At 34.3% G+C, this 25,124-nt stretch carries 26 protein-coding genes, 1 pseudogene and 1 riboswitch; of the genes and pseudogenes, 18 read left to right on the top strand and 9 right to left on the bottom strand.

Annotated features, from left to right (window positions below; genetic code table 11):
- Nucleotides 1-379 precede the first annotated feature (379 nt).
- The 11 genes from PSA_RS18900 to ybaK all read left to right on the top strand — a co-directional run bounded on the left by PSA_RS18900 (nucleotide 380) and on the right by ybaK (nucleotide 7,941).
- On the top strand, nucleotides 380-1,576 hold the full coding sequence (locus PSA_RS18900; RefSeq protein WP_052379999.1) for an alginate export family protein: 1,197 nt from the start codon (nucleotides 380-382) through the stop codon (nucleotides 1,574-1,576).
- 127 nt (nucleotides 1,577-1,703) lie between these two features.
- A riboswitch (molybdenum cofactor riboswitch) is annotated at nucleotides 1,704-1,860 on the top strand.
- Nucleotides 1,850-2,821, top strand: a complete 972-nt coding sequence (gene moaA / locus PSA_RS18895; protein WP_042145524.1) for a GTP 3',8-cyclase MoaA — start codon at nucleotides 1,850-1,852, stop codon at nucleotides 2,819-2,821. It overlaps the preceding riboswitch by 11 nt.
- A 3-nt stretch (nucleotides 2,822-2,824) precedes the next feature.
- Nucleotides 2,825-3,382, top strand: a complete 558-nt coding sequence (locus PSA_RS18890) for a molybdenum cofactor guanylyltransferase (RefSeq protein WP_042145520.1) — start codon at nucleotides 2,825-2,827, stop codon at nucleotides 3,380-3,382.
- Between the two features lie 15 nt (nucleotides 3,383-3,397).
- Nucleotides 3,398-3,943, top strand: coding sequence for a molybdenum cofactor biosynthesis protein B (gene moaB, locus PSA_RS18885; protein WP_042145519.1), 546 nt, complete (start codon nucleotides 3,398-3,400; stop codon nucleotides 3,941-3,943).
- 2 nt (nucleotides 3,944-3,945) lie between these two features.
- The gene (gene moaC, locus PSA_RS18880) at nucleotides 3,946-4,419 is read left to right on the top strand and encodes a cyclic pyranopterin monophosphate synthase MoaC (protein WP_042145516.1); all 474 of its coding nucleotides are present in this window, start codon (nucleotides 3,946-3,948) and stop codon (nucleotides 4,417-4,419) included.
- Nucleotides 4,420-4,489: 70 nt separating this feature from the next.
- A complete protein-coding gene (gene moaD, locus PSA_RS18875) occupies nucleotides 4,490-4,738 on the top strand; it encodes a molybdopterin converting factor subunit 1 (protein ID WP_042145514.1) in 249 nt (82 codons plus the stop codon).
- A 4-nt stretch (nucleotides 4,739-4,742) separates the two neighbouring features.
- Nucleotides 4,743-5,195: a molybdenum cofactor biosynthesis protein MoaE gene (locus tag PSA_RS18870; protein WP_042145511.1), complete on the top strand. Its 453-nt coding sequence runs from the start codon at nucleotides 4,743-4,745 to the stop codon at nucleotides 5,193-5,195.
- Nucleotides 5,196-5,271: 76 nt separating this feature from the next.
- Nucleotides 5,272-5,997 (top strand): molybdate ABC transporter substrate-binding protein, encoded by a 726-nt coding sequence (gene modA / locus PSA_RS18865; RefSeq protein WP_042145508.1) that lies wholly within the window; start codon nucleotides 5,272-5,274, stop codon nucleotides 5,995-5,997.
- Nucleotides 5,997-6,686, top strand: a complete 690-nt coding sequence (modB, locus tag PSA_RS18860) for a molybdate ABC transporter permease subunit (RefSeq protein ID WP_042145506.1) — start codon at nucleotides 5,997-5,999, stop codon at nucleotides 6,684-6,686. Before modA ends, modB begins: the two co-directional genes overlap by 1 nt.
- The gene (locus tag PSA_RS18855) at nucleotides 6,673-7,290 is read left to right on the top strand and encodes an ATP-binding cassette domain-containing protein (RefSeq protein WP_052379998.1); all 618 of its coding nucleotides are present in this window, start codon (nucleotides 6,673-6,675) and stop codon (nucleotides 7,288-7,290) included. The genes modB and PSA_RS18855 overlap by 14 nt, the downstream gene beginning before the upstream one ends.
- A gap of 186 nt (nucleotides 7,291-7,476) precedes the next feature.
- The gene (ybaK, locus tag PSA_RS18850) at nucleotides 7,477-7,941 is read left to right on the top strand and encodes a Cys-tRNA(Pro) deacylase (RefSeq protein WP_042145503.1); all 465 of its coding nucleotides are present in this window, start codon (nucleotides 7,477-7,479) and stop codon (nucleotides 7,939-7,941) included.
- A 50-nt stretch (nucleotides 7,942-7,991) separates the two neighbouring features.
- Here the strand turns inward: ybaK and PSA_RS26510 are convergent, their stop codons facing one another.
- From PSA_RS26510 to PSA_RS18815, 8 genes and pseudogenes are all read right to left on the bottom strand, one after another.
- Nucleotides 7,992-8,192, bottom strand: a complete 201-nt coding sequence (locus PSA_RS26510) for a hypothetical protein (protein WP_231665415.1) — start codon at nucleotides 8,190-8,192, stop codon at nucleotides 7,992-7,994.
- A gap of 128 nt (nucleotides 8,193-8,320) precedes the next feature.
- Complete coding sequence (locus PSA_RS26505) at nucleotides 8,321-8,701, bottom strand: hypothetical protein (protein ID WP_231665413.1); 381 nt, start codon at nucleotides 8,699-8,701, stop codon at nucleotides 8,321-8,323.
- A 609-nt stretch (nucleotides 8,702-9,310) separates the two neighbouring features.
- A complete protein-coding gene (locus PSA_RS18840; protein WP_042145501.1) occupies nucleotides 9,311-9,559 on the bottom strand; it encodes a hypothetical protein in 249 nt (82 codons plus the stop codon).
- A gap of 118 nt (nucleotides 9,560-9,677) precedes the next feature.
- Nucleotides 9,678-10,019, bottom strand: a pseudogene (locus PSA_RS18835) (HsmA family protein); the annotation flags it as partial.
- A gap of 139 nt (nucleotides 10,020-10,158) precedes the next feature.
- A complete protein-coding gene (locus tag PSA_RS18830) occupies nucleotides 10,159-10,905 on the bottom strand; it encodes a DNA alkylation repair protein (RefSeq protein ID WP_193216506.1) in 747 nt (248 codons plus the stop codon).
- Nucleotides 10,906-11,253: 348 nt separating this feature from the next.
- On the bottom strand, nucleotides 11,254-12,315 hold the full coding sequence (locus tag PSA_RS18825) for an alkaline phosphatase D family protein (protein ID WP_042145498.1): 1,062 nt from the start codon (nucleotides 12,313-12,315) through the stop codon (nucleotides 11,254-11,256).
- A gap of 9 nt (nucleotides 12,316-12,324) precedes the next feature.
- Entirely contained in the window at nucleotides 12,325-13,398 is a 1,074-nt protein-coding gene (locus PSA_RS18820; RefSeq protein ID WP_193216505.1) for a phosphoglyceromutase, read from the bottom strand.
- A gap of 123 nt (nucleotides 13,399-13,521) precedes the next feature.
- Nucleotides 13,522-15,825 carry a TonB-dependent receptor domain-containing protein gene (locus PSA_RS18815; RefSeq protein WP_042145497.1) on the bottom strand — a complete coding sequence of 768 codons (2,304 nt, stop codon included), beginning with the start codon at nucleotides 15,823-15,825 and terminating at the stop codon, nucleotides 13,522-13,524.
- A 439-nt stretch (nucleotides 15,826-16,264) separates the two neighbouring features.
- On the opposite strand from PSA_RS18815, the gene PSA_RS18810 reads away from it, so the two are divergent.
- From PSA_RS18810 to PSA_RS18790, 5 genes are all read left to right on the top strand, one after another.
- Nucleotides 16,265-18,508, top strand: a complete 2,244-nt coding sequence (locus tag PSA_RS18810) for an acyl-CoA dehydrogenase (RefSeq protein ID WP_042145496.1) — start codon at nucleotides 16,265-16,267, stop codon at nucleotides 18,506-18,508.
- Nucleotides 18,509-18,736: 228 nt separating this feature from the next.
- On the top strand, nucleotides 18,737-19,636 hold the full coding sequence (locus PSA_RS18805) for a Dyp-type peroxidase (protein ID WP_042145494.1): 900 nt from the start codon (nucleotides 18,737-18,739) through the stop codon (nucleotides 19,634-19,636).
- Between the two features lie 83 nt (nucleotides 19,637-19,719).
- Nucleotides 19,720-21,084 (top strand): hypothetical protein, encoded by a 1,365-nt coding sequence (locus PSA_RS18800; RefSeq protein WP_042145493.1) that lies wholly within the window; start codon nucleotides 19,720-19,722, stop codon nucleotides 21,082-21,084.
- Between the two features lie 105 nt (nucleotides 21,085-21,189).
- Nucleotides 21,190-21,585 carry a cytochrome b562 gene (locus PSA_RS18795; protein WP_042145491.1) on the top strand — a complete coding sequence of 132 codons (396 nt, stop codon included), beginning with the start codon at nucleotides 21,190-21,192 and terminating at the stop codon, nucleotides 21,583-21,585.
- Between the two features lie 149 nt (nucleotides 21,586-21,734).
- The gene (locus PSA_RS18790) at nucleotides 21,735-21,989 is read left to right on the top strand and encodes a hypothetical protein (protein ID WP_052379996.1); all 255 of its coding nucleotides are present in this window, start codon (nucleotides 21,735-21,737) and stop codon (nucleotides 21,987-21,989) included.
- Nucleotides 21,990-21,993: 4 nt separating this feature from the next.
- Here PSA_RS18790 and PSA_RS18785 read toward each other — a convergent pair whose 3' ends face one another.
- Complete coding sequence (locus PSA_RS18785) at nucleotides 21,994-22,644, bottom strand: DUF6058 family natural product biosynthesis protein (RefSeq protein ID WP_042145489.1); 651 nt, start codon at nucleotides 22,642-22,644, stop codon at nucleotides 21,994-21,996.
- 184 nt (nucleotides 22,645-22,828) lie between these two features.
- Between PSA_RS18785 and dapA the strand changes: the two genes are divergently transcribed.
- Both dapA and PSA_RS18775 read left to right on the top strand, forming a co-directional pair.
- Entirely contained in the window at nucleotides 22,829-23,743 is a 915-nt protein-coding gene (dapA, locus tag PSA_RS18780) for a 4-hydroxy-tetrahydrodipicolinate synthase (protein ID WP_042145487.1), read from the top strand.
- 161 nt (nucleotides 23,744-23,904) lie between these two features.
- Nucleotides 23,905-25,113: a DUF3300 domain-containing protein gene (locus PSA_RS18775; RefSeq protein WP_052379995.1), complete on the top strand. Its 1,209-nt coding sequence runs from the start codon at nucleotides 23,905-23,907 to the stop codon at nucleotides 25,111-25,113.
- Nucleotides 25,114-25,124 lie beyond the last annotated feature (11 nt).

The raw sequence follows: 25,124 nt of genomic DNA, 5'->3' as shown, positions 1-25,124 counted from the left end.
GATAAAATAGTGCATGTGTGTACTTACTAAGTGCAATAAATTCATCAAAAAAACATAACCAACTGAATTAATTAAATAATATTAATTGGCATTGTGATTGCTATTTTAAATTACTGGTGACTTAAGTACAAAATCAATTGTAGTAATTTTATAAATATATGATTTCACAAAATTAACTGCCAAACTAAGTTAATAAAACACAATTAAATGTTAATTTATTTTTAACAAGACAAGTTTAGATCATATAAAGTTCAAAATAACTCTGAATTAATTCTAAAATTTGATTTTAATCAATTTGTCGCCTGCAAATAGGCGTATCTTTAGCGCCAAGAAGTTAATAAAAAATTAAAGTAGCAAGTTAACTAATCAGGTGATTAATATGAAAAAAGCAATTTTCTCTGTATCAAAAATAGTGTTAGCACTTTCAAGTGTTTTAGGTATGAGCCAAATGGCGATGGCAAATCAAGGTCCATCAATTACAGAAGCTGTTGCAAACGGCACAACAAAAATCAATATGCGAGCACGCTATGAAGCTGTTGATGAAGATAACGCTAAAAAAGATGCAAACGCAGGTACTTTACGTACACGTTTAACTTACAAAACAGCAGATTTTAAAGGTTTTAATGTACTTGCTGAAATTGATAATGTAACAGCGATAGGCCAATACAATAGTACAGATAATGGCAATACAGATTACTCTGTAGTTGCAGATCCAGAAGGCACAGATGTAAACCAATTTGCGTTAAGCTATAAAAATGGTGGTTTAAAAGCAACAGCTGGTCGTCAGCGTATTTTACATCAAGGTCAACGTTTTGTAGGTGGTGTAGGCTGGCGTCAAAATGAGCAAACATATGATGGTTTACGTATAGAGTACGCATTAAGTTCAGCACTTAATTTTGATTACGCTTACATTCATAATATTAATAAAATCTTCGGTAATTCTGATGGTAAACCAGATGCACATGGCGCTTTTCAATTAGCAAATGTTAATTTCAAAATTAATAAAGAACATAAAGTAACTGGCTTTGTTTACGACCTTGATTACGATGCATCAGCTGATAGTTCAACACAAACTTTAGGTATTGACTATAACGGTAAGTTTGGCCCAGTAAATGTGCATGCTAGCTACGCAACACAATCAGATACAGCAGATAGTACAAAAGATTTCAGCACTGATTATTATGCAGTTGATGCAAGTATCAAAGTAAGCTCATTTAAAATTAAAGCAGGTGTAGAAGTATTAGGCAGTGATAACGGTGTTGCTTTTTCAACACCACTTGCGACTTTGCATAAATACCAAGGTTTCGCTGATAAGTTCTTAGGCACGCCTGCTACGGGGATCCAAGATGTATTTGCTGGTGTGGCAACTAAAATTGGCCCAGTTGCAGTAAGCGCAACTTACCATGACTTTACATCTGATGTAGATAGCATAGATTACGGTTCTGAATTAGATTTAACCGCTAAGTACAAGTTCAATAAAAAAGTAACTGGTTTAGTTAAATATGCTGATTATAGTGCTGACGCACATTCAGTAGATACGAGTAAGCTGTGGCTGATGGTTAACGTTAACTTTTAAAGAAACAAGTTCCATACCAACAACCAAGGGCTCATTTATTGAGCCCTAAATGATTTAAATCATGAAAACATATCATAGTTCAAATTCAGACTAGCTTTATTAATAAACTATCATTATATTGAACATAAGATTTTAACAACTCCGAGCCTTTATACCTTCGTTCCAGAGCGTTCAAGGAATACTGGCCGTGATCACGTTAGTTTTAACACTAAGTTGGTCACCAGGGTTTAAAAAGAAATTTTTAGACCTCCCACTACTTGGAAAGGTGTTGACATGCTACAAGACCCACAAGGGCGTAAATTTAGTTATTTACGGCTCTCTATAACAGATCTATGTAATTATCGTTGTAATTATTGTTTACCTGATGGTTATAAATGTGATTCAAAACCTGATTATTTATCGCTTGATGAAATAAAATTGGTTGTTGCCTCTTTTGCCCGTCACGGTATAAATAAAGTGCGTATTACAGGCGGTGAGCCGAGTTTACGACGCGACCTACCTGAGATCATAACAGCAATAAAAAATACCCCAGGCATAGAAAAAGTTGCTTTAACAACTAATGCTCATCAACTGGATCGTAAAGTACAACAATGGGCTGATTGTGGTTTAGATGCAATCAACATCAGTTGTGATAGCTTAGATGCACGCATGATGAAAGCGGTCATTGGTCGTGATAATCTTGCCGAAATGATGGCTGGCATTGATATCGCATTAAAAAGCACAATTAAACAAGTTAAAATAAATACTGTTCTACTAAAAAAATATAACTACAAACAATTAGACCAGTTAATAGATTGGGTAAAAGATACGCCTATTTCTCTACGTTTTATTGAGCTAATGCAAACTGTAGATAATAAAGAATACTTTGAAGCCAACCATGTCAGTGCAGAAGAAATTGGTAAATGCCTTGAAGAAAATGGTTGGGCACAAATATTACGCGGTAAAAATGCAGGACCTGCAAAAGAGTTTTGTCATCCCGAATATGACGGGCATGTCGGTTTTATAGCACCGTATAGCAATGACTTTTGTGGCAGTTGTAATAGATTAAGAATATCCTCTGTTGGTAAGTTACACCTGTGCTTATTTGGTGAGTCTGGTTACAGCTTAAGAGACTTGCTTGTTAAAGGGCGCGAAACTGAGCTTGATCAATTTATCGCTAATGTTTTAAAAGATAAACCAGATACCCATTTTTTACATCAAGGCATTTCTGGTGGTACAACTGATTTAGCCATGCTTGGAGGCTAAATTATGTCTGTTTCAAATCACATTCATTTTGGTTTAGTACTTGCTGGTGGCCGTTCTTCAAGAATGGGTAGCGATAAAGCAATGCTTGTTAAAGGAAATGTTAACTTACTTGACAATGCAAAACTCTGTTTATCAACAAGCTTATGTCAACAAGTATTGATCAGCAGGAATACCGAACAAGGGATACGTGATCGCTATTTAGATAAAGGACCACTGGCGGGTATTGAAGCCGCAATCAAGCATGTACCAAGTGGTGCTTGGCTGACCATCTTGCCAGTAGATATGCCACTTGTTCGCAGTAGCGACTTAGTGCAATTACAAAAAACAGCACAAGCGTCAAAAAATGCTGTTTATTTTGAATCTCATATGTTGCCTTGCGTAGTTAAAGTCACTATTGATTTAAAAGAATTTTTAAAAGATGCCTTAGAAGGCAAATATAAAAACTCAATTTATGCCATGCTAAAGACACAAAACGCACATACTTTGGCACAGGACGAACCGCTTTACTTAACAAATGCTAATACACCAGATGATTGGCAAGCTGTTAAAACTCACTTTTAATTAAGGATTTCCATTATGGGACATAAAACGCCACAACCTTTCCAACCATTACAAATTGCTGTTTTAACGGTTTCTGATACACGTGATGAATCAAATGATACATCAGGCGCTGCTTTAGTTGATGGTTTACAAACTGCTGGCCATAACCTAGCTGACAAAAAAATTGTAATCGATGATGTTTATAAAATACGCGCAATTGTATCCCAGTGGATTGCGAGCGATCATATACAAGCTGTGGTTATTACTGGCGGTACAGGTTTTACATTTAGAGATTCTACACCTGAAGCATTAACACCCTTATTTGATAAAGAAGTGGATGGCTTTGGTGAGTTATTCCGTCAAATTTCTTATGAACAAATTGGTACTTCAACAATACAGTCTCGTGCAATTGCTGGCATGGCAAACAAAACCGTTATTTTTGCAATGCCAGGTTCTACAAACGCCTGTAAAACTGCATGGAATGACGTGATTAAACAGCAATTAGATGCTTCTCATCGTCCGTGTAACTTTGTACCCCAACTAAAAGAATCTACTGTTGAATTATGTGAGAGCCGAGGTTAATTATGGGCTTTACACATTTAAATGAACACGGCGAAGCCAATATGGTTGATGTAACTGAAAAAGCAGTTACAGAACGTATTGCACGGGCATCAGGGCGTGTTTACATGAAACCTGAAACTTTAGCCATGATCCGTGATAATGGTCATAAAAAAGGTGACGTATTACAAGTTGCACGAATCGCTGGGATCCAAGGCGCTAAAAAATGCTCTGATCTGATCCCATTATGCCACCCTTTAATGCTGACTAAAGTACAAGTAGATTTCACTTTCAATGAAGTGCAATCATGCATTGATATAGAAACTTTAGCTAAATTAGCAGGGCAAACCGGTGTTGAAATGGAAGCATTAACAGCAGCTTCTGTGGCTGCGCTGACAATATTTGATATGTGTAAAGCAGTTGATCCTGCTATGTGCATAAGCGATATCAAAGTATTAGAAAAGCTTGGCGGTAAATCTGGGCATTATCAAGCGCAATAACACTGCCAATTATCAGGCTTAGACTTCATTTTAAGTCTGGCGATATAAAATCTGTAGTTAAGGGTTAAAAATGATAAAAGTATTATTTTTTGGGCGACTAAGAGAATTATTAGATTGCTCTGGATTAGAAATTTCTGATTTTGAACAAACGACAGTTGCGCAGTTGCGAATAGAGCTTGCCAATAAAGGAGCCAAATGGGCGGAATTTATTGCAGGTAATAATGCCCTTGCTGCAGTTAATCAAGAAATGGTAGAAGAAACTAGCTTGATTAAATCTGGTGATGAAGTCGCTTTTTTCCCTCCAGTAACAGGCGGTTAGTATTATGATCAGCGTACAAGAAGCCGACTTCAATTTAAGCACTCAATATGAGATGTTACGTGCTAAAGATAATACTGATGGTGCGATTGTTACTTTTATCGGTGTAGTGCGAGATTTTAATCAAGGCCATGATGTAACAGGTTTATTTTTAGAACACTATCCTGCTATGACAGCTAAATCTTTAGAACAAATATCTGTACGTGCAAAAGAAAGATTTAAAGTAAACCAATTAGATATTATTCATAGAGTAGGGCAATTAGCTTTGGGCGATCAAATTGTATATGTAGGCGTGAGTAGTCCACATAGAGAAGAAGCCTTTGCTTGCGCGCAATTTGTAATGGATTATTTAAAAAAAGAAGCACCTTTTTGGAAAAAAGAAACCAGAAAAGATCAACAACAAGATATTTGGGTTGAAACAAACCAAAAAGACAAAGAAGCTCTAAAAAAATGGCAATAGAATAACAATGCTGTAACATCGCTATTTCAGTGTATTTAAAACACTTAAAATATAAAAAGAGAACAAACAAACATATATGCTAACAAGATTTTTATTATTATTAATCACGATTTTTAGCCTTCAAAGTTTAGCAACACCCCTTCGTATAGCGGTTGCCAGTAACTTTAAATTGCCTCTAAATGAAATCGTTACACAATACCAAAAGAGTACAAATAAAAAAGTAACTGTCTCCTCTGCTTCTAGCGGTATTTTATATCAACAAATAAAGGCCGGTGCGCCTTTTGATGTGTTTTTATCAGCAGATGAAAACAGACCCACAATGCTGGTTAATGAAAATTTCGCAATTGCACAAAGCATGTATGTGTACGCACAAGGACAACTTGTTTTTTATTCACCTAAACAAAAAATAAAATTATCTCAACTAAATAATTCCGATAATAAACTCGTGATCGCCAATCCTTTACATGCGCCTTATGGCGTTGCGGCAAAAAAAGTATTAAATGACATACTAACAACCCCTTTTAAAGGGACTTATATAACAAGTAGCAATATCGCATCTGCTTTTCAAATTGTGCATTCAGGTAATGCCCCTGCAGGTTTAGTCTCAATGAGTCATATCGTATCAACTGAGGTCAAACAAAAAGATTATATTTTATTAAACAATGAAAATGCATATATCCCTCAAGCAGTTGTGATCTTAACCCGAAGTAAAAAGCTAACAGAATCAAACGACTTTATAACGTACCTTAAATCAGAAGAAGCTAAAAATATTATTAAACACTATGGCTACCAGGTGAAATAATGAATTTATCACTTGGTCCTGCAGAAATAGCCGCATTTTGGCTCACGCTCAAACTGGCATTATCAACAACCATTATTCTAATGCTAATATGCATTCCACTTGCTTGGTGGCTAGCTAAAAGTAAATCTTGGTTTGCCATGATCATAGAATCCATTGTTGCATTGCCTATTGTATTACCCCCTACGGTATTGGGATTTTATTTACTTATTGCTTTTTCACCACAAACCTTACTTGGTGAACAATACCTTGCGCTCACAGGGCAACAATTGGCATTTTCTTTTTATGGTATTTTGTTTGCTTCGCTCATTTATTCACTGCCTTTTGCGATACAACCTTTGCAAGCGACATTTTCACAACTCGATAATCGATTATTAGAGACAGCACAATCATTAGGTGCCAAACCTTTAGATGCCTTTGTTTCAGTTGTATTACCTATATGTAAAAACGGCATTATTAGTGCTGCATTATTATGTTTTGCTCATACTGTAGGCGAATTTGGCGTTATATTAATGATAGGTGGTAATATCCCCGGCGAAACGCAAGTACTGTCAATTGCATTATTTGATGCCGTAGAATCACTGCAATACGATAAAGCACATTTAATGGCTGCAGGGTTATTAGTATTTTCTATGGTTATTTTAATTGTAATGAATATTTTAAAAAGAGGGCAATTACGTGCTACAGATTGATTGCGCTATCACATTAAATCAAAGACATTTTAAATATAAACAAAGTTTAGATCTTAACAACCGATGCATTGGCATTAGTGGCGATTCAGGTTGTGGAAAAACCACACTACTACGAATTATTGCAGGCCTTGAGACACGTGCTACCGGCATGATTCAATTAAATGCAATTGTGTTACAAGATTCTGATAAAAAGCTAATGGAACCTGCTTTTAACAGAGATATCGGTTTTGTTTTTCAAGATACACGGCTATTCCCACACCTTAATGTTTTAGCCAATCTAAATTACGCTTTAAAACGTGCTAACAGTATAAATTTTAGTTTAGAGCGGGTAGTTGATGCATTTTCTTTAACGGCTTTATTAAAGAGAATGCCACAAATGTTATCTGGTGGTGAAAAACAAAGAGTCGCAATTGCCCGTGCTATTTTAAGCTCTCCTAAATTACTTTTAATGGACGAACCACTCAGTGGTTTAGATTTAGCTCAAAAAAATGATTTATTAAAATATTTTAATCAAATTAAATCTGAGTTTAACCTACCCATTATATATGTCTCACATATAGAGCAAGAGCTTAATGAGCTCAGTGATGAAATAATTTATTTATAACGTTAAGATTTTTCAACTGTAATACTCCATATATTCCTTTATTATCAAGATTAATTTTAATAAAGGAATATTCAAATGATACGTTTGATTTTGTCATTAATGGAGATATTTGGACAACACAAAGACAAGAGTCCAATGTATACATCAAAGAAGTATGGCGAAAACTAGATTAATTTAGAGAAGTGTATGACACCTGCTATTGTTTTTTTAAAAAAGAAAAAGGTCTCATTTGATATTCACCAATACCAACATGAAGCAGGTGCGGCATCTTATGGCATTGAGGCAGCACAAAAACTAGGTATAGAGCAACACCAAGTTTTTAAAACAATCGTGCTTGAAACCGAACAAAAAAAATTAGTCGTTGCTATCGTACCAGTTGATAATCAGGTTAATTTAAAAAAACTAGCTAAAGCATGTAAAGTTAAAAAAGTGGTTATGGCTGATAAAATACAAGTTCAAGCCAGCACTGGGTATATATTAGGTGGCGTCAGTCCATTAGGTCAAAAGAAACAGTTACCAACCTTTATCAATAAGTCAGCTTTAGATCAGCATAAAATTTATGTTAGTGCAGGGCGTCGTGGTCTAGAAGTGTCATTAGCTGCAAATGACCTATCACAATTATTACAAGCTAACTTTTGTGATTTAGTTTAATAGCTGTTTAGTTTATAGCATTAAACAGCTATTCATTAGTTAAAAAGTGCTTATTCTGGTTTTTTAAACAATAAAGTAAAACGATCTGAATTGCCGCGTACAGTTTTACGACCCACTTCGAAACGTAATTCATCATCCGATTTATAGTGTAAATTTGAATAATCAACCAAAGTGAAACCCGCTTGCTGAATTTCTTTTATTGCCAGTACAGGATCAAAACATCTACCATTTTCATCATTCTTTTTTTGCATATGTCTGCGAGTTTGATCTACAACACCATAAACCCCACCAGGTTTTAAGGCTGAAAAAGCCGCTTTATTAATACTTGTACGTTCTTTTTCATCAAAGTTATGATAATTACGGAAGGTTAAAACCGCATCTAATCATTGACTTCAAAATCAAGATTTTCTAGCTTGTAATCAACAGGGCCAATCTCTTTGACTTTATCAAAAGGTTTTGTAGTTAATAAACTATCGCTTAAGCGTTTAGTACCAAGACTTAAATAAAATTGCCCTTTATCTCTTAAAGCGGGCGCTAATAGTTTTGTATACCAGCCACCTCCAGGAATAATTTCTAGCACTTTCATATCTTCTTTAATGCCAAAAAACTCGAGTGTTTCAGTTGGCTTTCTATTACGGTCTCTGTTTTTTTCTTTACCTGTACGAGTTTCTGAAACCATCGCAAGTTTAATATTACCAGTAAAGGCCCCAGCTAAAAGATTTGGTGCGATTAGTGTTGTTGTAATTAATAGTGGGAACAAGAATTTTTGTCATCGTACTTCCTTTAATTTCTATTTTGATATACTCATCAATGGTCAGAATATTTGGATAACAAATCCATCAGCCATTTATTTTGTTAAATAGGCATATTGAATATGTATAAACTGCCCATATAGGATTTCCAATATATGTAAGCAAGTACTTGAAAATTAGTCTTATAATAAATCTATTTATCTGTTTCTTGAAAAATTATAGAAAATAAAAAGTTACAATCAGGTATTAATATTGTTTATCTATCAACTTAGAGCAGCCAGTAGAGTTTAATTTAAATCTATGCCGTTTTCTTGATAGCAGTTGTCCTTTTAGTTAGAAATTTTGTTCTTAACCACATTGTAAATATTGCCTTCAAACCCATACTGAATACTATTGTCTATCAAATTCGTGACTAATTGTGCATGACAACCAGGAGAAGAAATGAACTTATCGTAAATAATTTATAATATAAAGTTCATTTTATTTTTGTAAGTAAATCGACTTGCAAGAATGAAGTTGGATTTTGAGTGGAGTAAATAATTAAAAGTGTACTTATCAAAGTGTAATAAGTACCAATTCACTTGTGGAAATTGAACCGAAGGAATAATATAAAAACTTTAATGCTTTGGTTTTACACCATTACGTACCATATCTTTTCCTGATTCAAATACTTCTTTAGTCACCCATTTGGAAAAAAGAAGTTTCTGGCTTTTATCAAATACAGCAACAAAATGTCTTCCATCAGCGTTATTAGTTGCTAAACCAACACCTTCAACACCGTTTAGACCCAGGCTACCATCTTCAACTGATAGTAAAAAACGTTCTAATTCAACCAAATTATCAATTATGTCTAGTTCGCTACTCATTTTTTATACTCTTAATTTTTATCTCGCTGCAACTACTGCAGCTAACGTTTTAATTAGGTGTATTTTACAGTTGATACTTAAAAAATTGAAACTAAAACTTATTAATATTTTTCAAACATTATCCTAAACCACGAATGCCTAAGTATAAGCCTGAAATATAAGAAATCATCCAAGAAGCCCCCACTAAAATGCTAAATCGATGAAAGTTATTTAATAATTTAACATCATTATTTCGTATTGGTAGAAATGCCCAGCAAAAGTGAAACATCATTAAGAAAAGCCCAAGAAAACCTGAAATCGAATGAGCTGTGAATATTAAATGGCCAACATACAAATACATTAATAGCGTACCAAGTGTATCTGTTAAGACACCTAAGCCAAACATTGTAATATGCCATTTTTTTAATTGTTTATGGCAATAGTCATTCCAAATACCAACGGAATAAAACACAAGGGCAAGAGTGAAAAATACGGCTCACCATAAAATAAGTAAACTCACTTAAATATCCTTAGATTAAAAAATGGAGTTTAATCTAATTGAGAATCAATTTCACTTAAGTTGTATACATTAAATTATGACGTAACGCGTAACGAACTAATTAGGATAATAATAAAAGCCTTTTTCGAATGTCGGCAGGCATTTTTTCAATTGCATAACGGATCGTAGCACGTGTCATTCTTTTATAATTACTCTCAATATAGGTTGCCACATCTTTTTCATGATGTACGGATGTCACTTTTAATAACCAACCTATGCTTTTTTGCACATACTCATCAGGGTCATTAAGTAAGGTGTCACAGTTTTTAAAAATTAACTTTTTATCTAAACAGTATATTGATTTTCCTATTTTTCTGTTAATAAACTTAACCCAGACAACATTACTCGCACGGCGACACCAAGATACTTCTGAATATATCCAATGTTGGGTTTGCTCAATTAAATGCGGTCGAGTAAGTAAAAACTGATAAATGGTTTTAATACATAAATCATCTACTAAAGACCAATTAGATGCATAATTTTCTAACCAAAACTCAAAACGCAACAGTAAATCATCATTATAATATTTTTTAACAAATTTATTTATTAAACCAAAAGCAAGCATAACTTCTTCACTGTATTGTGCTTTATAAAGTAAACTTTCAGATATAAAAAGGACTTGATTTGCAGTAAGGTCATTGTGCAGTTTATGAAAGTTTGTAATCACTGACTTTATATCAGAGGCATTAACGCCAAGGCAATTGATCCCACTAGGGAAGTAACGTTCGCTCGCTTTTACTTTTAAAGGCGAGCACACTTTAGCCAGGCTGGTTTTCAACTCTTGAACATAACTTTCATTTTCTATCATAATTAAACACAGTGCTAAATATTATGGATCCATAAAAAGTAATTTAGCATGTTTATATAAGCTATCCCAATCAACTTATTTACCAACATAAAACGCTACTTCTGTATGATTTTCAAACCAAAAGATGTATTTTTATACATTTTTGATAAGAAATATAATGCGCGTACTGTGAGCGGGTGCTTATTAACTTTTAAATAATATTGTAAATAACTTAATTATTGATTAAATTCTACAAATTAGCTTTTTACTTTGCATTAATTAGACTTTAACTAATAAAAGATCCTAACTAGAAAGTTAGGATCAGGGCTTCAGTACAATACATGCAAGACACTGATTTATATTAAAAAGTTATAATCTAATTTTAAATGGGCTGATCTCAGATAACATAACTTGATGCCTGTGAGTTATTTTTCCATCTATATCTTTTAAACCAAATGAAATAGTAGGATCTTTTTTTTGCCAATCTATTAAGATCTCTCCGTAATTAACCTGATTTGTAAAATTCCCAACTCTATGAACGTTTGGGCTAACATGCTTCCACTTTTCAGTGAGCCCTGAACTTGTTATCTCCCACAAGGGGTAGTCTATTAAATTATTAACCCTAGATACTTCGCCCCAATGTGTATCTCCACTAACGATAATAACGCCATTCACTTGATATTGTTGAATTAAATCCATTAAACGCGCACGATCTTCAGGGTAGTTAGCCCAAGATTCCCATCCTGTAAATTCAGGTAATAACTGAAGGCTAGACCCGATGATTTTAATCTTTGATGGTTTTTGTAACTGTATTTCTAACCAATCCCATTGAGACTCACCTAACATAGAAGCTTTGCTATCTTTATGAATTTTATACGGACCCATATTTAAAGGTTTTCGTATATTTTGATACTCACTTTTTGATACCGCAGAAAGTTTAGAACGATTCCAGCGTAAATCAGGTAATATTACCTGAACCTTTTGATCTGCTTCACCATACATATATGAAGTGTATATGCCATCAGGCCGTGTTCTCCTTATTGAGTTTTTGTCTTCGTTAAAGAAATCCAGCATGATCTGACGGCTTTCTTCTTTTTTAGCATATTCAATGCCCGCATCATTTTCGCCAAAATCATGATCATCCCAAATAGCAATTACTTCAGTATTTTCTTTCAGGGTTTTTATGCCAGGTATGTTTCCAAGTTGTTTATATTTATCTGCAAGTAAATCCATATCTTCTGTATCGCCATAAACATTATCACCAAGGAATATAAACAGATCGGCTTGTTCTTTATTAATCGCATCTAAAATCGGCATAGGTTTAGTTTGATTACCGCAAGAGGCAAATATGATTTTTTGCTCTTGCGATAACACTAAATTAGGTAATGCCAATAAAAAAAATACTATTGACAGTGATAAAATTTTTTTCATTATAAATCTCTATAAGCTTGCATGTTGCTGATATTTTTTAAGAATAAAGTTAATAGGTTTACCTGCGACTGAGCTAAACTTTTTTGAATCTTGCCCTAATATGGTTAATACAGTTGCCGCAACCTGATCTTGTTTCACTTCATAAGGGGTGGGGGTGATACCTGAGGGAGTTATATCAGGGCCAATAGCTGCAAGCCAAATTTGTTCCAAACCTATAATGCCTTTTTTAAAATCCTTTAAGCTTTTTAAATAACCCGTAGTTGCTTGTTCTGATGCATGATGCTGCCAATCATCTGCAGTTGCACCACGGCCATGATCAGTAACCATTAACATCACTGTATTGTTTTTATATCCTGGCGTTGACTGAATAGTGTGCCATAAATCTGCCAAATATTGATCCGTACGTTTAGCTGCATAGAGGTATTGATCGTAATGCCCATCATGAGCAAAATCATCAGTCTCGCCTAGTGCGATATAGGTCATTTTTGGTTTATTTTTAAGTAAATTATGTTGTGCAAATCGATATGTAAAAGAATCAAGTCGTACATTGTGCCAAGGGCTTGGGATCTCATCTTGCAAGGCATTTAATAATTGACTGTAATTATCAGTTTCACTTGATTTGGCAAAACCTGCATTCACTGTCAATTTACTTCTATCTGTATTGATGATGTACGGAAATACATCCCAACTAGCAAAAGAAGCCACTTTATTTTTATATTCTTTTTGTGCATTGAGCCATTCAAGAAATGTGATATTTGGGTTATTGAATTTTTTATTACTATCAATTTTTGGATCTGCAAAACCCGTTAAAATTTCACTATAACCTGGATATGAAAAATACCATTCATTTGCCACTGACATGTAAGAATTTTTGTTCCTATCACCAATAACAGCGCCCTGTGTGACGATACTTTGCCAAAAGAATGGCATCAGCTTTTCTCTTCGAACAGTGATATCCTGATGCCAAAAATCTTGTTCAAGTTTTGATGGGTTAGATACAAATTTTTCATTATTTATCATGCTAAGTTGCGCACCATAAAATACTTCTTGCCAACGTAAACCATCGATTGTTACCAAAACCACATTATCAGCAGCAGGGTTACAAAATTTACAAGCAGTGCACTAACGCACAGTAATTTTTTAAACTTAATAAAACCTTAAAAAAAGAGCAGGTGATAAGCCTGCTCTTTTATTTTATATAATAAACTAGAAGTTAGCTGTGAATGTTAAGCTTGCTGTACGTGGAGCACCAATGAAATATGAACCTTCAATACCACCCGCTAAGTAATCTTTATCAAATACATTATTAACAACAAATGATACATCCATTTCACTGAGGTTACCGACACTCAAAGGAATTGCATATCCTATATTAAAATCAACAATCGTCGCATTGTTTAAAACATCTGTATTTTCTTTATTACCGAATCTATCAGAAGTATATTTCATGCTGGTACCAAAACGGAGATCTCCGTTAAAGTAATTCGCTGACAGTGCCAAAACATCCTCAGCCGCACCCGCAACTTTATTACCTGCTGTACCATCAGCTTCTGATATTTCGGTGCTTGCATATTCCGAGCGGTTATTTGTATAAGATCCTAGTACAGACCAGTTTGATGACAGATGATAAGTTGCGCTTAATTCAACCCCTTGTGATTCAATGCCACCGTCATTTCGATAAGTGCCATTTTCACCATCATAATCAGGTGCCCCCGGTGTATTAGCAGAAATAAAAGTAATACGATTATCAAAATCAATTGTGTAGGCAGTCAGTGATAAGTTTAAGTCTTGTGTTTGGTAACGTAACCCTAAATCTATATTATCAGCTGTTTCAGGCTCGATTTGAGTTAAATCAGCCAATCCAGACTCTAAAATCTCATCTTTGATTGCCGAGAAGTTTTGACTAAATCCAGCAAATAAAGCTAATGAATCATTGAAATCGTAAACCGTACCAATACTCGCTAATAAATCTGAATCACTATTTATACTGCCCGTTTCTTGTTTAATAAAATTATCAACACGGTCAATATCTACAAAGTATTGCTGAACACCCGCATTAACACTTAAATTACCAAAATCGATATTATCTTGAAGATATAATCTCACTGTATTAGTCGTATAACTTCTATCATATTGAACTCGGTACGGTGTATTGTTATATGATGGGCCTTGGCTTGCATCTAACATGTGATGCCAATCTCTAATTTCATCACGATCAGAATTTTCAAACCATAACCCCGTTTTGATCTCATGTTGATCAACTTGTAAATTATAATTGCTCGTAAAGCCGTATCTATTCTTTTTGTAATGAGTATGGCGATAAGACATAACTGCTATCGCATCATTTTGATAACAATCAGGATGAAGTAATGAATCACCTCCAAATTGAGAAGTACAATTTTCATCAGGTTGTAATGGGTTTCCAGCTAAATCAGTAAAACCATATTTTGTTGTGCTACCCCCTGACTCGTCTTTATCTACAATATTGCCTTGTGCATCAGTTGCTGCATTAATATACGGAGGCATCCAATCACCACGGCCTGAGTTTTCATGGTAGTAAGGTGTAAATTGAATATCAGAGGTATCAGAAATAACATAATCAAGTTTCACGTAAGCTAGCGTATTTTCTCTTAATGTAGACCAACCTTCTGCAAAGTTTTGATCATAGTATGGCGTGCCAGTCCAATCACCTGTTAATCTATCTGAATCAGGGTTTTCATTAAACTGGGCAATTGACACACCATTGTAGTTATCTTCTTCAACATCATCATAAGATAAACGTGCTGCCACAGATAAATAGCCAATAGTAGACTCTACTTTCGCTTCAAAGTGTTGGCGTTCAGCCCCAGCATTAGAGCCTTCATCAATCCAACGTTTATTGCTTGTTTGCGAGTAACTTAACATTGCATAAGTATCAGAAGCTATTTCGCCTGTTTCATGGCGAACAAAATATCGCGTGGCATCATGATCTGCATTGGTATATGCAAAAGTTGTCATTTGTCTATCACTGAGTTTCTTTGTTAAGAAATTTAAGTTACCACCTAAAGCTTCTAACGATGCAGATGAAATATCAGATGTCCCTTGTGCAACTTCAACCGTAGCTAGATTTTCACTATCAACATAACGATTAGCTTTAGCACCGCCTCCATAACTAGAACCACCATTAGGCACGGCATCTACAGTCATACCTAGTTGCTGTTCATTCAAGTTAGTTGAAAAACCACGCATACTGATCGTTGTTGACCAATCATCGCCGCCAAATGAATCACCTTCGCTTATGATCACACCTGGTATGCTTTTTATTGCAGCTAGCACGCTATTGTTAGGCGCTTGTCGTTCAATTGCATCTAAAGTAACCACATTATTTGCATGTGAAACGCGTTTACCTATTACCGAAATTTGCTCTATCACTTTTTCATCTTTTGTTATTACTTCTTGCGCCCAAGTTGGACCACATAAAGCTAATGCAACCGATGTCGCCACAAGGTTTGATGCTTTAAACTTAACCATTTTAAATCCCAAAATATTCATTCATTAGAAAATGCTTCAAAGTTGAAAGGTTCTGGCCACATAAATACTCTTAAAAGAAAGCGCTAAAACTGTTTAACGATGAAACTATTACGAAAATTCGTCGCTATTCTTAAAGATTTAAATGACATTGGCATGACAATAAAAAGTCATTTAAATGAATATATAAAGTCACCTTTTTTACTAAAAAATAAGTAGTTACCAAATTTTATTGTTTATCTTGTACTTTTAATTAGTCGTTAAATTTTTTTTAGCTTTAAGTCGAATTAAATTAAATACTCTAAACCATTGAATTTTAGTATTAATTTATAAAGTAAATTTTAAAATGATAAATTTTTGTTAAAAAAACGAATAGAGTATTTGATCTAAGCGCGTTTTTGTGACGTAATATAGATAATTACACTGGTCAGATGAGTCAATTATGAGCCTTAGAACAACTTTAAGAAAAGTATTACCTACAATTTCAACAACAGAGCAAGAAGCATTAGATGCTGGTGATGTATGGTTAGAAACTGGAATTTACCAGGGTAAGCCAGACTTTAATGCTCTAAGATCTATTCCTGTTGCTAAACTAACTGCAGAGGAACAAGCTTTTTTAGATGGCCCAGTTGCAGAATTAATCGAAATGATTGATGATTTTGAAATCCAAAACAGCATTCATCTACCAGATAAAATATTAAACTTTCTTAAAAAAGAGCGCTTCTTTTCTCTTATTATTCCTAAAGCATATGGTGGTCGTGAATTTAGCCCTTATGCAAATTCAACAATTGTAGGCACTATTTCGACTAAAAGTTCAGGTGTTGCTGTAACAGTGATGGTTCCTAATTCACTAGGTCCAGGTGAATTGTTAATGCACTACGGAACTGATGAACAACGTGCATTTTGGTTGCCTCGTTTGGCTGATGGCACCGATATTCCTTGTTTTGCCCTTACAAGCCCAGAAGCGGGCTCTGATGCCGGTGGTATCCCTGATGAAGGTATTGTTACTATGGGTGAATACCAAGGCGAACAAGTACTTGGTTTAGAGGTGACATGGGATAAACGTTATATAACATTAGCCCCAATCGCGACTGTGCTAGGACTGGCGTTTAAAGTAAAGGATCCACAAAAACTATTAAGTGCCGATCAAAATCTAGGTATTACTTGTGCCTTGATCCCACATGATCACAAAGGTGTACAACTTGGTAACCGCCATAAACCTATGGGCGTGAACTTCTATAATGGTACTACTCGTGGTGATAAAGTATTTATCCCAATGGAATTTATTATTGGTGGTCAAAAGAACATCGGTAATGGATGGAAAATGCTTGTAAGTTGTTTAGGTGCTGGTCGTGGTATTTCTTTACCTGCCATGGGTGTATCTACCGCTCAAGTGTCTTTTAAAAGTGCAGCAGAATACTGTGCTGTACGTGAGCAATTTGGCTTATCAATTGGTCAGTTTGAAGGTATCCAAGAAAAACTCGCTGATATTGCAGGTAAAGCATTTTTACAAGAGTCTATGCGTGTACTAACGACGGAAGGACTTGGTTTAGGTTTAAAACCATCAATCGTTACTGCAATTGCAAAATACCATATGACAGAAATTGGTCGTGATGTATTAAACTCAGCTATGGATATTCAAGCAGGTAAAGCAATTCAATGTGGTCCACAAAATACCTTAGCGCAAGGTTATATCGCACAGCCGATCGGAATTACAGTAGAAGGTGCAAACATTTTAACACGTAACTTGATGATATTTGGTCAAGGTGTGATGCGTTGTCACCCGTATTTACAAAATATGGTAGAAACAATTCATAGTGACGAAAATGGTTCAGATAAAAAGTTTAACAAAATCTTATTAAGTACTGTCGGTTATAGTGTATCTAATAGCTTACGTGCTTTTAGTTTAGGTTTAATGCCATTTATGGCAAGTGCAAACTCAAGTTTAGCTGAAGTTCGCCCTTACGAAAAAGCGATAAACAAACTCGCTTCTAAACTTGCCGTATACGCAGATTTTTCATTATTAGTACTTGGTGGCAAATTAAAGCAAGCTGAAATGTTATCTGCCCGCTTAGGTGACGTTATGAGCTATTTATATGCAGCTATGGCATCAATTAGATACTACGAACAAAAAGTAGCAACTGAAGATAAAGAGCAAGCAAAAGCTTATTTCCATTATGCGACACGTTGGTCTTTATTACAGGCAGAACAAGCATTATTTAAATTCTTAGATAACTTCCCATCAACAGCCACTAAACATTTGATGAAATTATTAACACTAACTTACAATGAAAAGATGCCGAAAATTAGTGATGATTTAATACGTGAACTTGCAAAACAAGCACAGCTAGATACACAAATTAAAAAGCAACTAACACATTTAGTAAAAGTTACACCTGGTAGCGGTCATGAAATTAATGAGAATGCTTATAAGGCGAAATTAGAATGTTTAGATTTATTAGCTAAAGTTAAAAAAGGTTTACGTGGCAAAGTATTTAAATCAGGTGTGAGATTTCCTGATACTTTAAGCAATGCTTTTACTGCAAATGTCATTACAGCCGATGAACTTAAAAAGCTACTTGATTATAATACTAAACGTGAACTTGCAATTCGAGTAGACGAGTTTGATTTTGATATGAATTTATTAAGTGCAGTTACCAATGAAATAGAAAAAAAAATTGCATAATCCTCCCTAATCAACATTGTAACAAAACGTCACTTTAACCCAGTGACGTTTTTATTTTAAATTGATGAACAATTAAACTAGCGTGGAGTCTTGTTAATGGATTAACAAGGCTTTTTTTATTTCCGACTCGTATATAAATTAAGTGTATTACAACGCACAACCCTGTATTAATAGCAATAATCATATATCCTGTTATCTTATTTTGTTAATTTTTGACAGGGGCCTTATATGTCTTCTCCTCAACCTGGCATATTTGTAGAAACAAGTAACCAATTCTATTTTCTTGAATATCAAGTAGATCACAACTTACCGTTAAATGAAATCAAGCAACAGCTTACAAAAGCACTCGATAGCCAAAACAATGTAAATCTGGTGATTGCCTTTGGTAAATCTTTGCTTAATAAGCTTGAAACACAAACAAGCATATTAGAACTAAAAGAATTTAAAACCATTAATGGCGTTAAAAATTTCACAGCTGAAGGCACACAAAGAGATGTGCTATTTTGGATCCATAGTAATAATATCGGAAAAAACTTTGATGCTATGATGTCTATTCATAATGCAATGAAACCAATCGCCACAGCTGAGCTTGATTTACACGGTTTTACATATCACGACGATAGAGATTTAATTGGCTTTATTGACGGTTCTGCCAATCCAAAACTTGCAGAGCAACATCAAGTTGCCTTGATCCCTCAAGGCGAAAAGTATGCTGACGGTAGCTACATGCTTACTCAGAAGTGGTGTCATAACTTAGCTGAGTTCAATAAAATGCCAATACCTGAGCAGGAACAAACAGTAGGGCGTACTAAAATAGACTCAATTGAACTTGAAGGAGAAGAAATGCCAATAAATTCACATGTTAGTCGCACAGATGTGAAAGTAGATGGTCAGGCAATGAAAATGTATCGCCGCAGTGCGCCTTTTGGTAATACTAGCCAAAACGGTTTGTATTTCTTATCTTTTGCTTGTGAAATGCAAAGGTTTACCAGCCAGTTAAATAGCATGTATGGTTTAACTGAAGATGGTATTCACGATAAATTAATTGAATTTTCTAGTGCTAAAACTGGCTCATATTGGTTTGCGCCTGCAATAAATGATTTAAAACGTTTTATTCAGTGTAATTAAAAACTTTATAATAACTCATTGATAAGCTAGACTAATATTGAAATTCATAAGATATTAGTCTTTTGACTGAGGTATATACACGAGTGAATAAAACATCATTAAATCAAGAAGAAAATCTTTCTTTTGCTATTAGTCATCAATTATTACCACAAGCACATCAAAGGCTAGACCTTTACTTTTCAATTCCAGTTGAAATGGGGATCAATCCATATACTTTATCCGAAGAAAACTTTTTTCATAGCAGTATCAATACCCGAAGCGCTTATTATTCGGACCAACTACATTTACCCTTAGTACGAAGCCGTTTTATTGCAAAACAAAAAGGTGAGCAAACAGATTATCGTGTAAACCTAAATTTATTTTCATATCAAATCAGAATTGCTTTAAAAACAGATATTAAGCAAACTTTATTAATAAAAGATGCTGATGAGTTTTATCCTAAAGTCGATGAAATTGTAGAGCAAATTACTTCATTACTTAAGAAACTACGTCGCTATACTCCGCCAGATAAAAAGCTAAGTTCATTTTTTGAAAATGCAGATAACTACTTAAGTTGGAATGTTGAGCAATCATTTTTAAAATTACTCAGCAATGGTCCAAAAAGCAGTGAACATGCAGAAATCAGAGAAAAGCTATTTGAAGTGTGTCGAAACGAAAATGAATATCGCACCACCAATCAATATAATTCGGCAACAACAATTGATGATCCCAACCGGATCTCCAATAAAATGCGTTTATTGCAAAGATTAATTGAATATGGCGTTGTATTTAAAAAAGAAAATAGAAAATTAAACATTAACTATAAAAAAGTTGTTCGCGGCTTAGTAACAGCTGTTATTATGGCTTTTGTGATGATGTTGATTTTACGTGCCCGTACAACATTTACTGAAATCACATTGTTATTAGTCTCTTTTCTTGGGTTTATTTATGGCTTACGTGAAATATTTAAAGATGATATCACAACACTCATTTGGAATTATTTGAAAAAAGGCAGACCCAAATGGCAGAATATCTTCACTAATAGTGCAACAAAAACCAAAATTGCCGTGCAAACCATTTGGTTAGAATATATTTCAAAAACAGATTTACCGGAACAAGTAAATAAACTTTTTCAAAGCCGTCGACAACAAAACAAACAAGATGCTCAATTGTTGCACTTCAGAAGCGATACCAAAGTACTTGTAAAAGACTTTATGCCCGGTTATGACGAGATCCAAGAGCAAATATTATTTAGCTTAGCGCCATTTGTAAGATATTTAAAAAAAGGAGATGGTAAATTATATAACTTTGAAGGTAACAAGATCAGCAAGCAAGCCGTTGAACGTAGATATCAAATTAATTTAGTTATGGTGCAAACTAATAAAGACAATAAGCAAGAGTTACAAAGGTATAAAGTAACTTTAAATCGTTCTGGTATTATAAATATTGAAGGGATCACCACAAAATAATAGTAATTAGTTTTTTTACTTTCTGTAAAGCCCCTTACAAAATAGTCATTCAAAATGTATGCCCAAATGTTATACTCTCGGAGAAATCACACTTTAGGCTATCAAATGAAAACCATATTTTTACTTCTCTGTTTATTTAGCACTCTTGTATTGGCAAAACCTGAGGTAAAACCATTTGATCTCGAAGCAAATATGAAAAATATGGGATTACAATTTAAAAAAGCAGTTAAAGCCCCAAATCAAGAGGTATTAACTGAACAATTATTAAAACTGACTAAGCTTGTTAAATTAAGTAAAACCGCTAAATTTCCAGATGGTAAAAAATCCATTTCTATAGAAGGTTTAAACAAAGTAATTAAACAAATAGAATTATCTCAAAAGCTAAATTTTGATGGGAAGTTTAAGCAAGCAAAAGAAACACTAATGAAGGTGGATAACTTAAGAAAAGAATATCATGAGCACCATAAGCCACCGAGTGTTTGGAAATTGATTTTTGGTTAGAAATTTAGTTTTAAATCATCAAAATATGATACAAATTAATCACTACGCTCACTTTATCAGCAAACAAACATAATATTGATAAATATACTGGAATATTCATAAAACACTGGTATAACAAATAGTAGAAGGTTTGTTATAGGTGAGCAGATATGAATACAGAATTAAGCCGTGAATGTTTAACAGCCATTGAGTCTCATGATGTTAAACTTGATATTTTTGAAGAATTAGAAAAACAAAATTTAAATTTAACCCAAGTGATCTCATTACTTGCTCAATATCAATCTATCAGTGAAAACGATGATGATGATATTGCTGATACTTGGTTAGACGGCCTCTCTGATGTTGACCGCCAAATTTTAAAAGCCTTTGAAATTGCTCGAGGTCGCTACGAACAAGGCCATTAACGCCTTAATTAGATAAATCGTACTGAGCAATAGTTTTATCTATAAACCTTGCTCGATAACTTTGCGCTCGTTCATGTGGCGCAAAATTACTCAATGATTTATTTAAATACTTTATTGCTTGTCTGATCTCATTTTTATTTTCATCAGTGAGTTCATCAACACTATGGCAATGTGTTATATTCATAATAACCATCATACCAACCTCCGCTTCAACAATTTCTTCTATAAAACCGTTTTGTGTCGTTAAACTAAACTTACCATTGATAAAATGCTGCCATTGACTCTGAACATGTTCTTGTAGCTGATCAGTAAAGGTTTCATCTTCACAATAAAAGCCTAGATTTTGTAAATAAGATAAATGCGTACAATACTTATTGAGAAATAACTCAAATGCTTGTGATGGCGTGCAATCCTCAATACTATTAATTAATTTAGCCCATTTATCACAGCCTCTAGCGTAAAAATCCCAATACTCTTTACATTCATGTAAACCATAATAAGAGCTACATTCGATTTGACTATTTAATCGATACGCTGGTTTGGGGAATATACCCAGTTCTTGGAGTCTAGTTAATTGCTCAATATCAATAGAGCACGACTCTAAAATCTGGTTTTGATCGTAAAAATGTGAAGATAAATATTCAAATAAGCTCATTAGGTTACCACTGTTTATTTATACAGTTATTGTATAATGCAAGATATCAGCATTTATTTCAAGCAGATATTTATCATTTAGTATAAACAGTAACAAAAAAAGCTGAAAAAACAGGCTTCAAAGATGCTAATTTTGCGAAAAATATGGTACAAATAGGAAAATTTTAAATAATCAAATTATGCTAATGCGCTCTATAGAACAAATCAAACAAGCAAGCCTTATCACAGCGATCAAAACACCGTATTTAAGCAACGGAGATATTGACCTTAAAACTTACGACGCATTAGTTAATGCTCAAATAGACAATGGCGTAGAAGGTATTGTTGTTGGCGGTACAACAGGTGAAGGCCAATTAATGAATTGGGAAGAGCATCTTATGCTAATCGCCCATACCGTTACTTTATTTTCGGGTAAACTGATTATTATCGGTAATACAGGTAGTAATAATACAAGAGAAGCCATAAAAGCCACAGAATATGGATTTGCGACAGGCATGCATGCATCTCTTCAAATAAACCCTTATTATGGACGCACATCAGATCGCGGTGTTAAAGAGCACTTTGAAAGACTATTAGCCTTAGGTCCTGCTTTTGTTTACAACGTACCAGGGCGTACAGGCCAAGATTTAACACCTGAAATCATTGAACCACTAGCCAAACATGAAAACTTTATCGGCGTAAAAGAATGTGCCGGTAATGAACGCATTGCTGCCTATGAAAGTAAAGGCATTGCATGTTGGTCAGGTAATGATGATGAATGTCACGATGGTCGCCATTTATTTAACTCTCACGGTGTTATTTCAGTGACTTCTAATTTATCGCCAGCATTAATGCGACAATTAATGGATAAGCAAGATGATGTGTTAAATAAACAGTTAATACCTTTAATGAACTGGTTATTTTGTGAGCCTAATCCGATTGCAATCAATACGGCATTAGCAATGACATCAGCTGCTAATCCAGTATTTAGATTGCCATATTTGCCGCTAACACTTGAACAAAGAGATGCAGGCTTCGCATTAATGTCTGATATCAACTCTTCAGATTTAGTGGGAACTACACTTAATGTTATGTCTGATGATGATTTCATTATTTGCTAACTAGCGCTAAAATCATATAAAATATGCCTTCTAGAAGAAGGCATTTTTGTTTCTGGTCATAGGTTGTAGCCAACTAAATTGTAACCCTGAAGCGCGATTCATATTAGATTCAGTTTACTTGCTCTTTAATAAGGTAATAAATACCAAAAGAGTAAGCTAAAATGAAAAATAGAATAATTAGATTTACCATATATATTTTAATTGCTGTAACGTCTTTATCGAGTTATTCAAACGAAGAATATGAATTCACTGAAGCAGAACTGGCTCAAATGCTCGCGCCAATCGCGCTATACCCCGATAGTTTATTAACACATATCTTGATTGCATCAACCTATCCTCTTGAAATAGTGCAAGCACACAGATGGCAGCAAGAGAGTGAATATTCACGCCCAACATTAGAGAGTCAAACTTGGGATCCCAGCATAAAAGCCCTGATCCCATTTCCTAAGATCATTGAAAAATTAAATACAGACTTAAATTGGACACAAAACTTAGGTGATGCATTTTTAAATGATGAGCAAAGCATATTAGCAAGCATTCAAATATTACGTCATAAAGCAAAGCAAGCTGGTAATTTATCACAAATGGATAATGTTCAGATCAGCCAAACGAATGACAATATCATTATCAAAACAATTCAAAGGGAAGTGGTATATGTGCCTTATTATGATACTCGTGTAGTGTATGGAGATTGGCATTGGTCACATCACCCGCCAGTATATTGGCATTATGCACGTCATCATAATTACTACCACCGAGATGTATTTTCTTGGTCACCTGGGGTACATATTTCGTTTAATCATTTTTTTACCACATTCCATTGGCATAATCGCCATGTGATTATTAGGAAAAAATACCCAAAGAATCATCACAATATCACAATAGTAAAACCTAAACGTTGGCACCATAACCCAAAACATAGACACAATGTTGCTTACCGTTCAGTTAAAGTAAAGCAAAAATATAAAACAAACCGTGCTGCGGTATCACAAAATAATATGGTTAAAAAATTAGCCCTACAAAAACCGTATAAAAAAAATGTGCTGGTAAATAAACACAAAACATCTTTTAAAGCCAATACTCGCCATAATCAAAAGGTAACAAAAGCCAGCTCAAAACATACCAAAGTAATTAAAAATCAAAATTACAACAAACAAAAAGTTGTAAAACAAATTAACAATCGAAATCATAAAACTACTCACTTTAAATCATCAAAAGTAAAAGTGACAAAAAACAATACTCATAAAACTAAAAGCAATAAATCAACAAAAAGTAGCTTAAGAAAAAACAACCATCAAAATAGACATCAACACAAAATTAAAAGAAACAATCAGAGCAATAAAGTTAAAAATAGAAGAGAGCATCACTAACTCTATAACGA

Origin of the sequence: Pseudoalteromonas sp. '520P1 No. 423' (assembly GCF_001269985.1) — a bacterium.
In the GTDB taxonomy this organism is placed as follows: Bacteria; Pseudomonadota; Gammaproteobacteria; order Enterobacterales; family Alteromonadaceae; genus Pseudoalteromonas.
The sequence above is the reverse complement of the archived record's forward strand: the minus strand, read 5'-3'. Positions and strand labels throughout refer to the sequence as shown.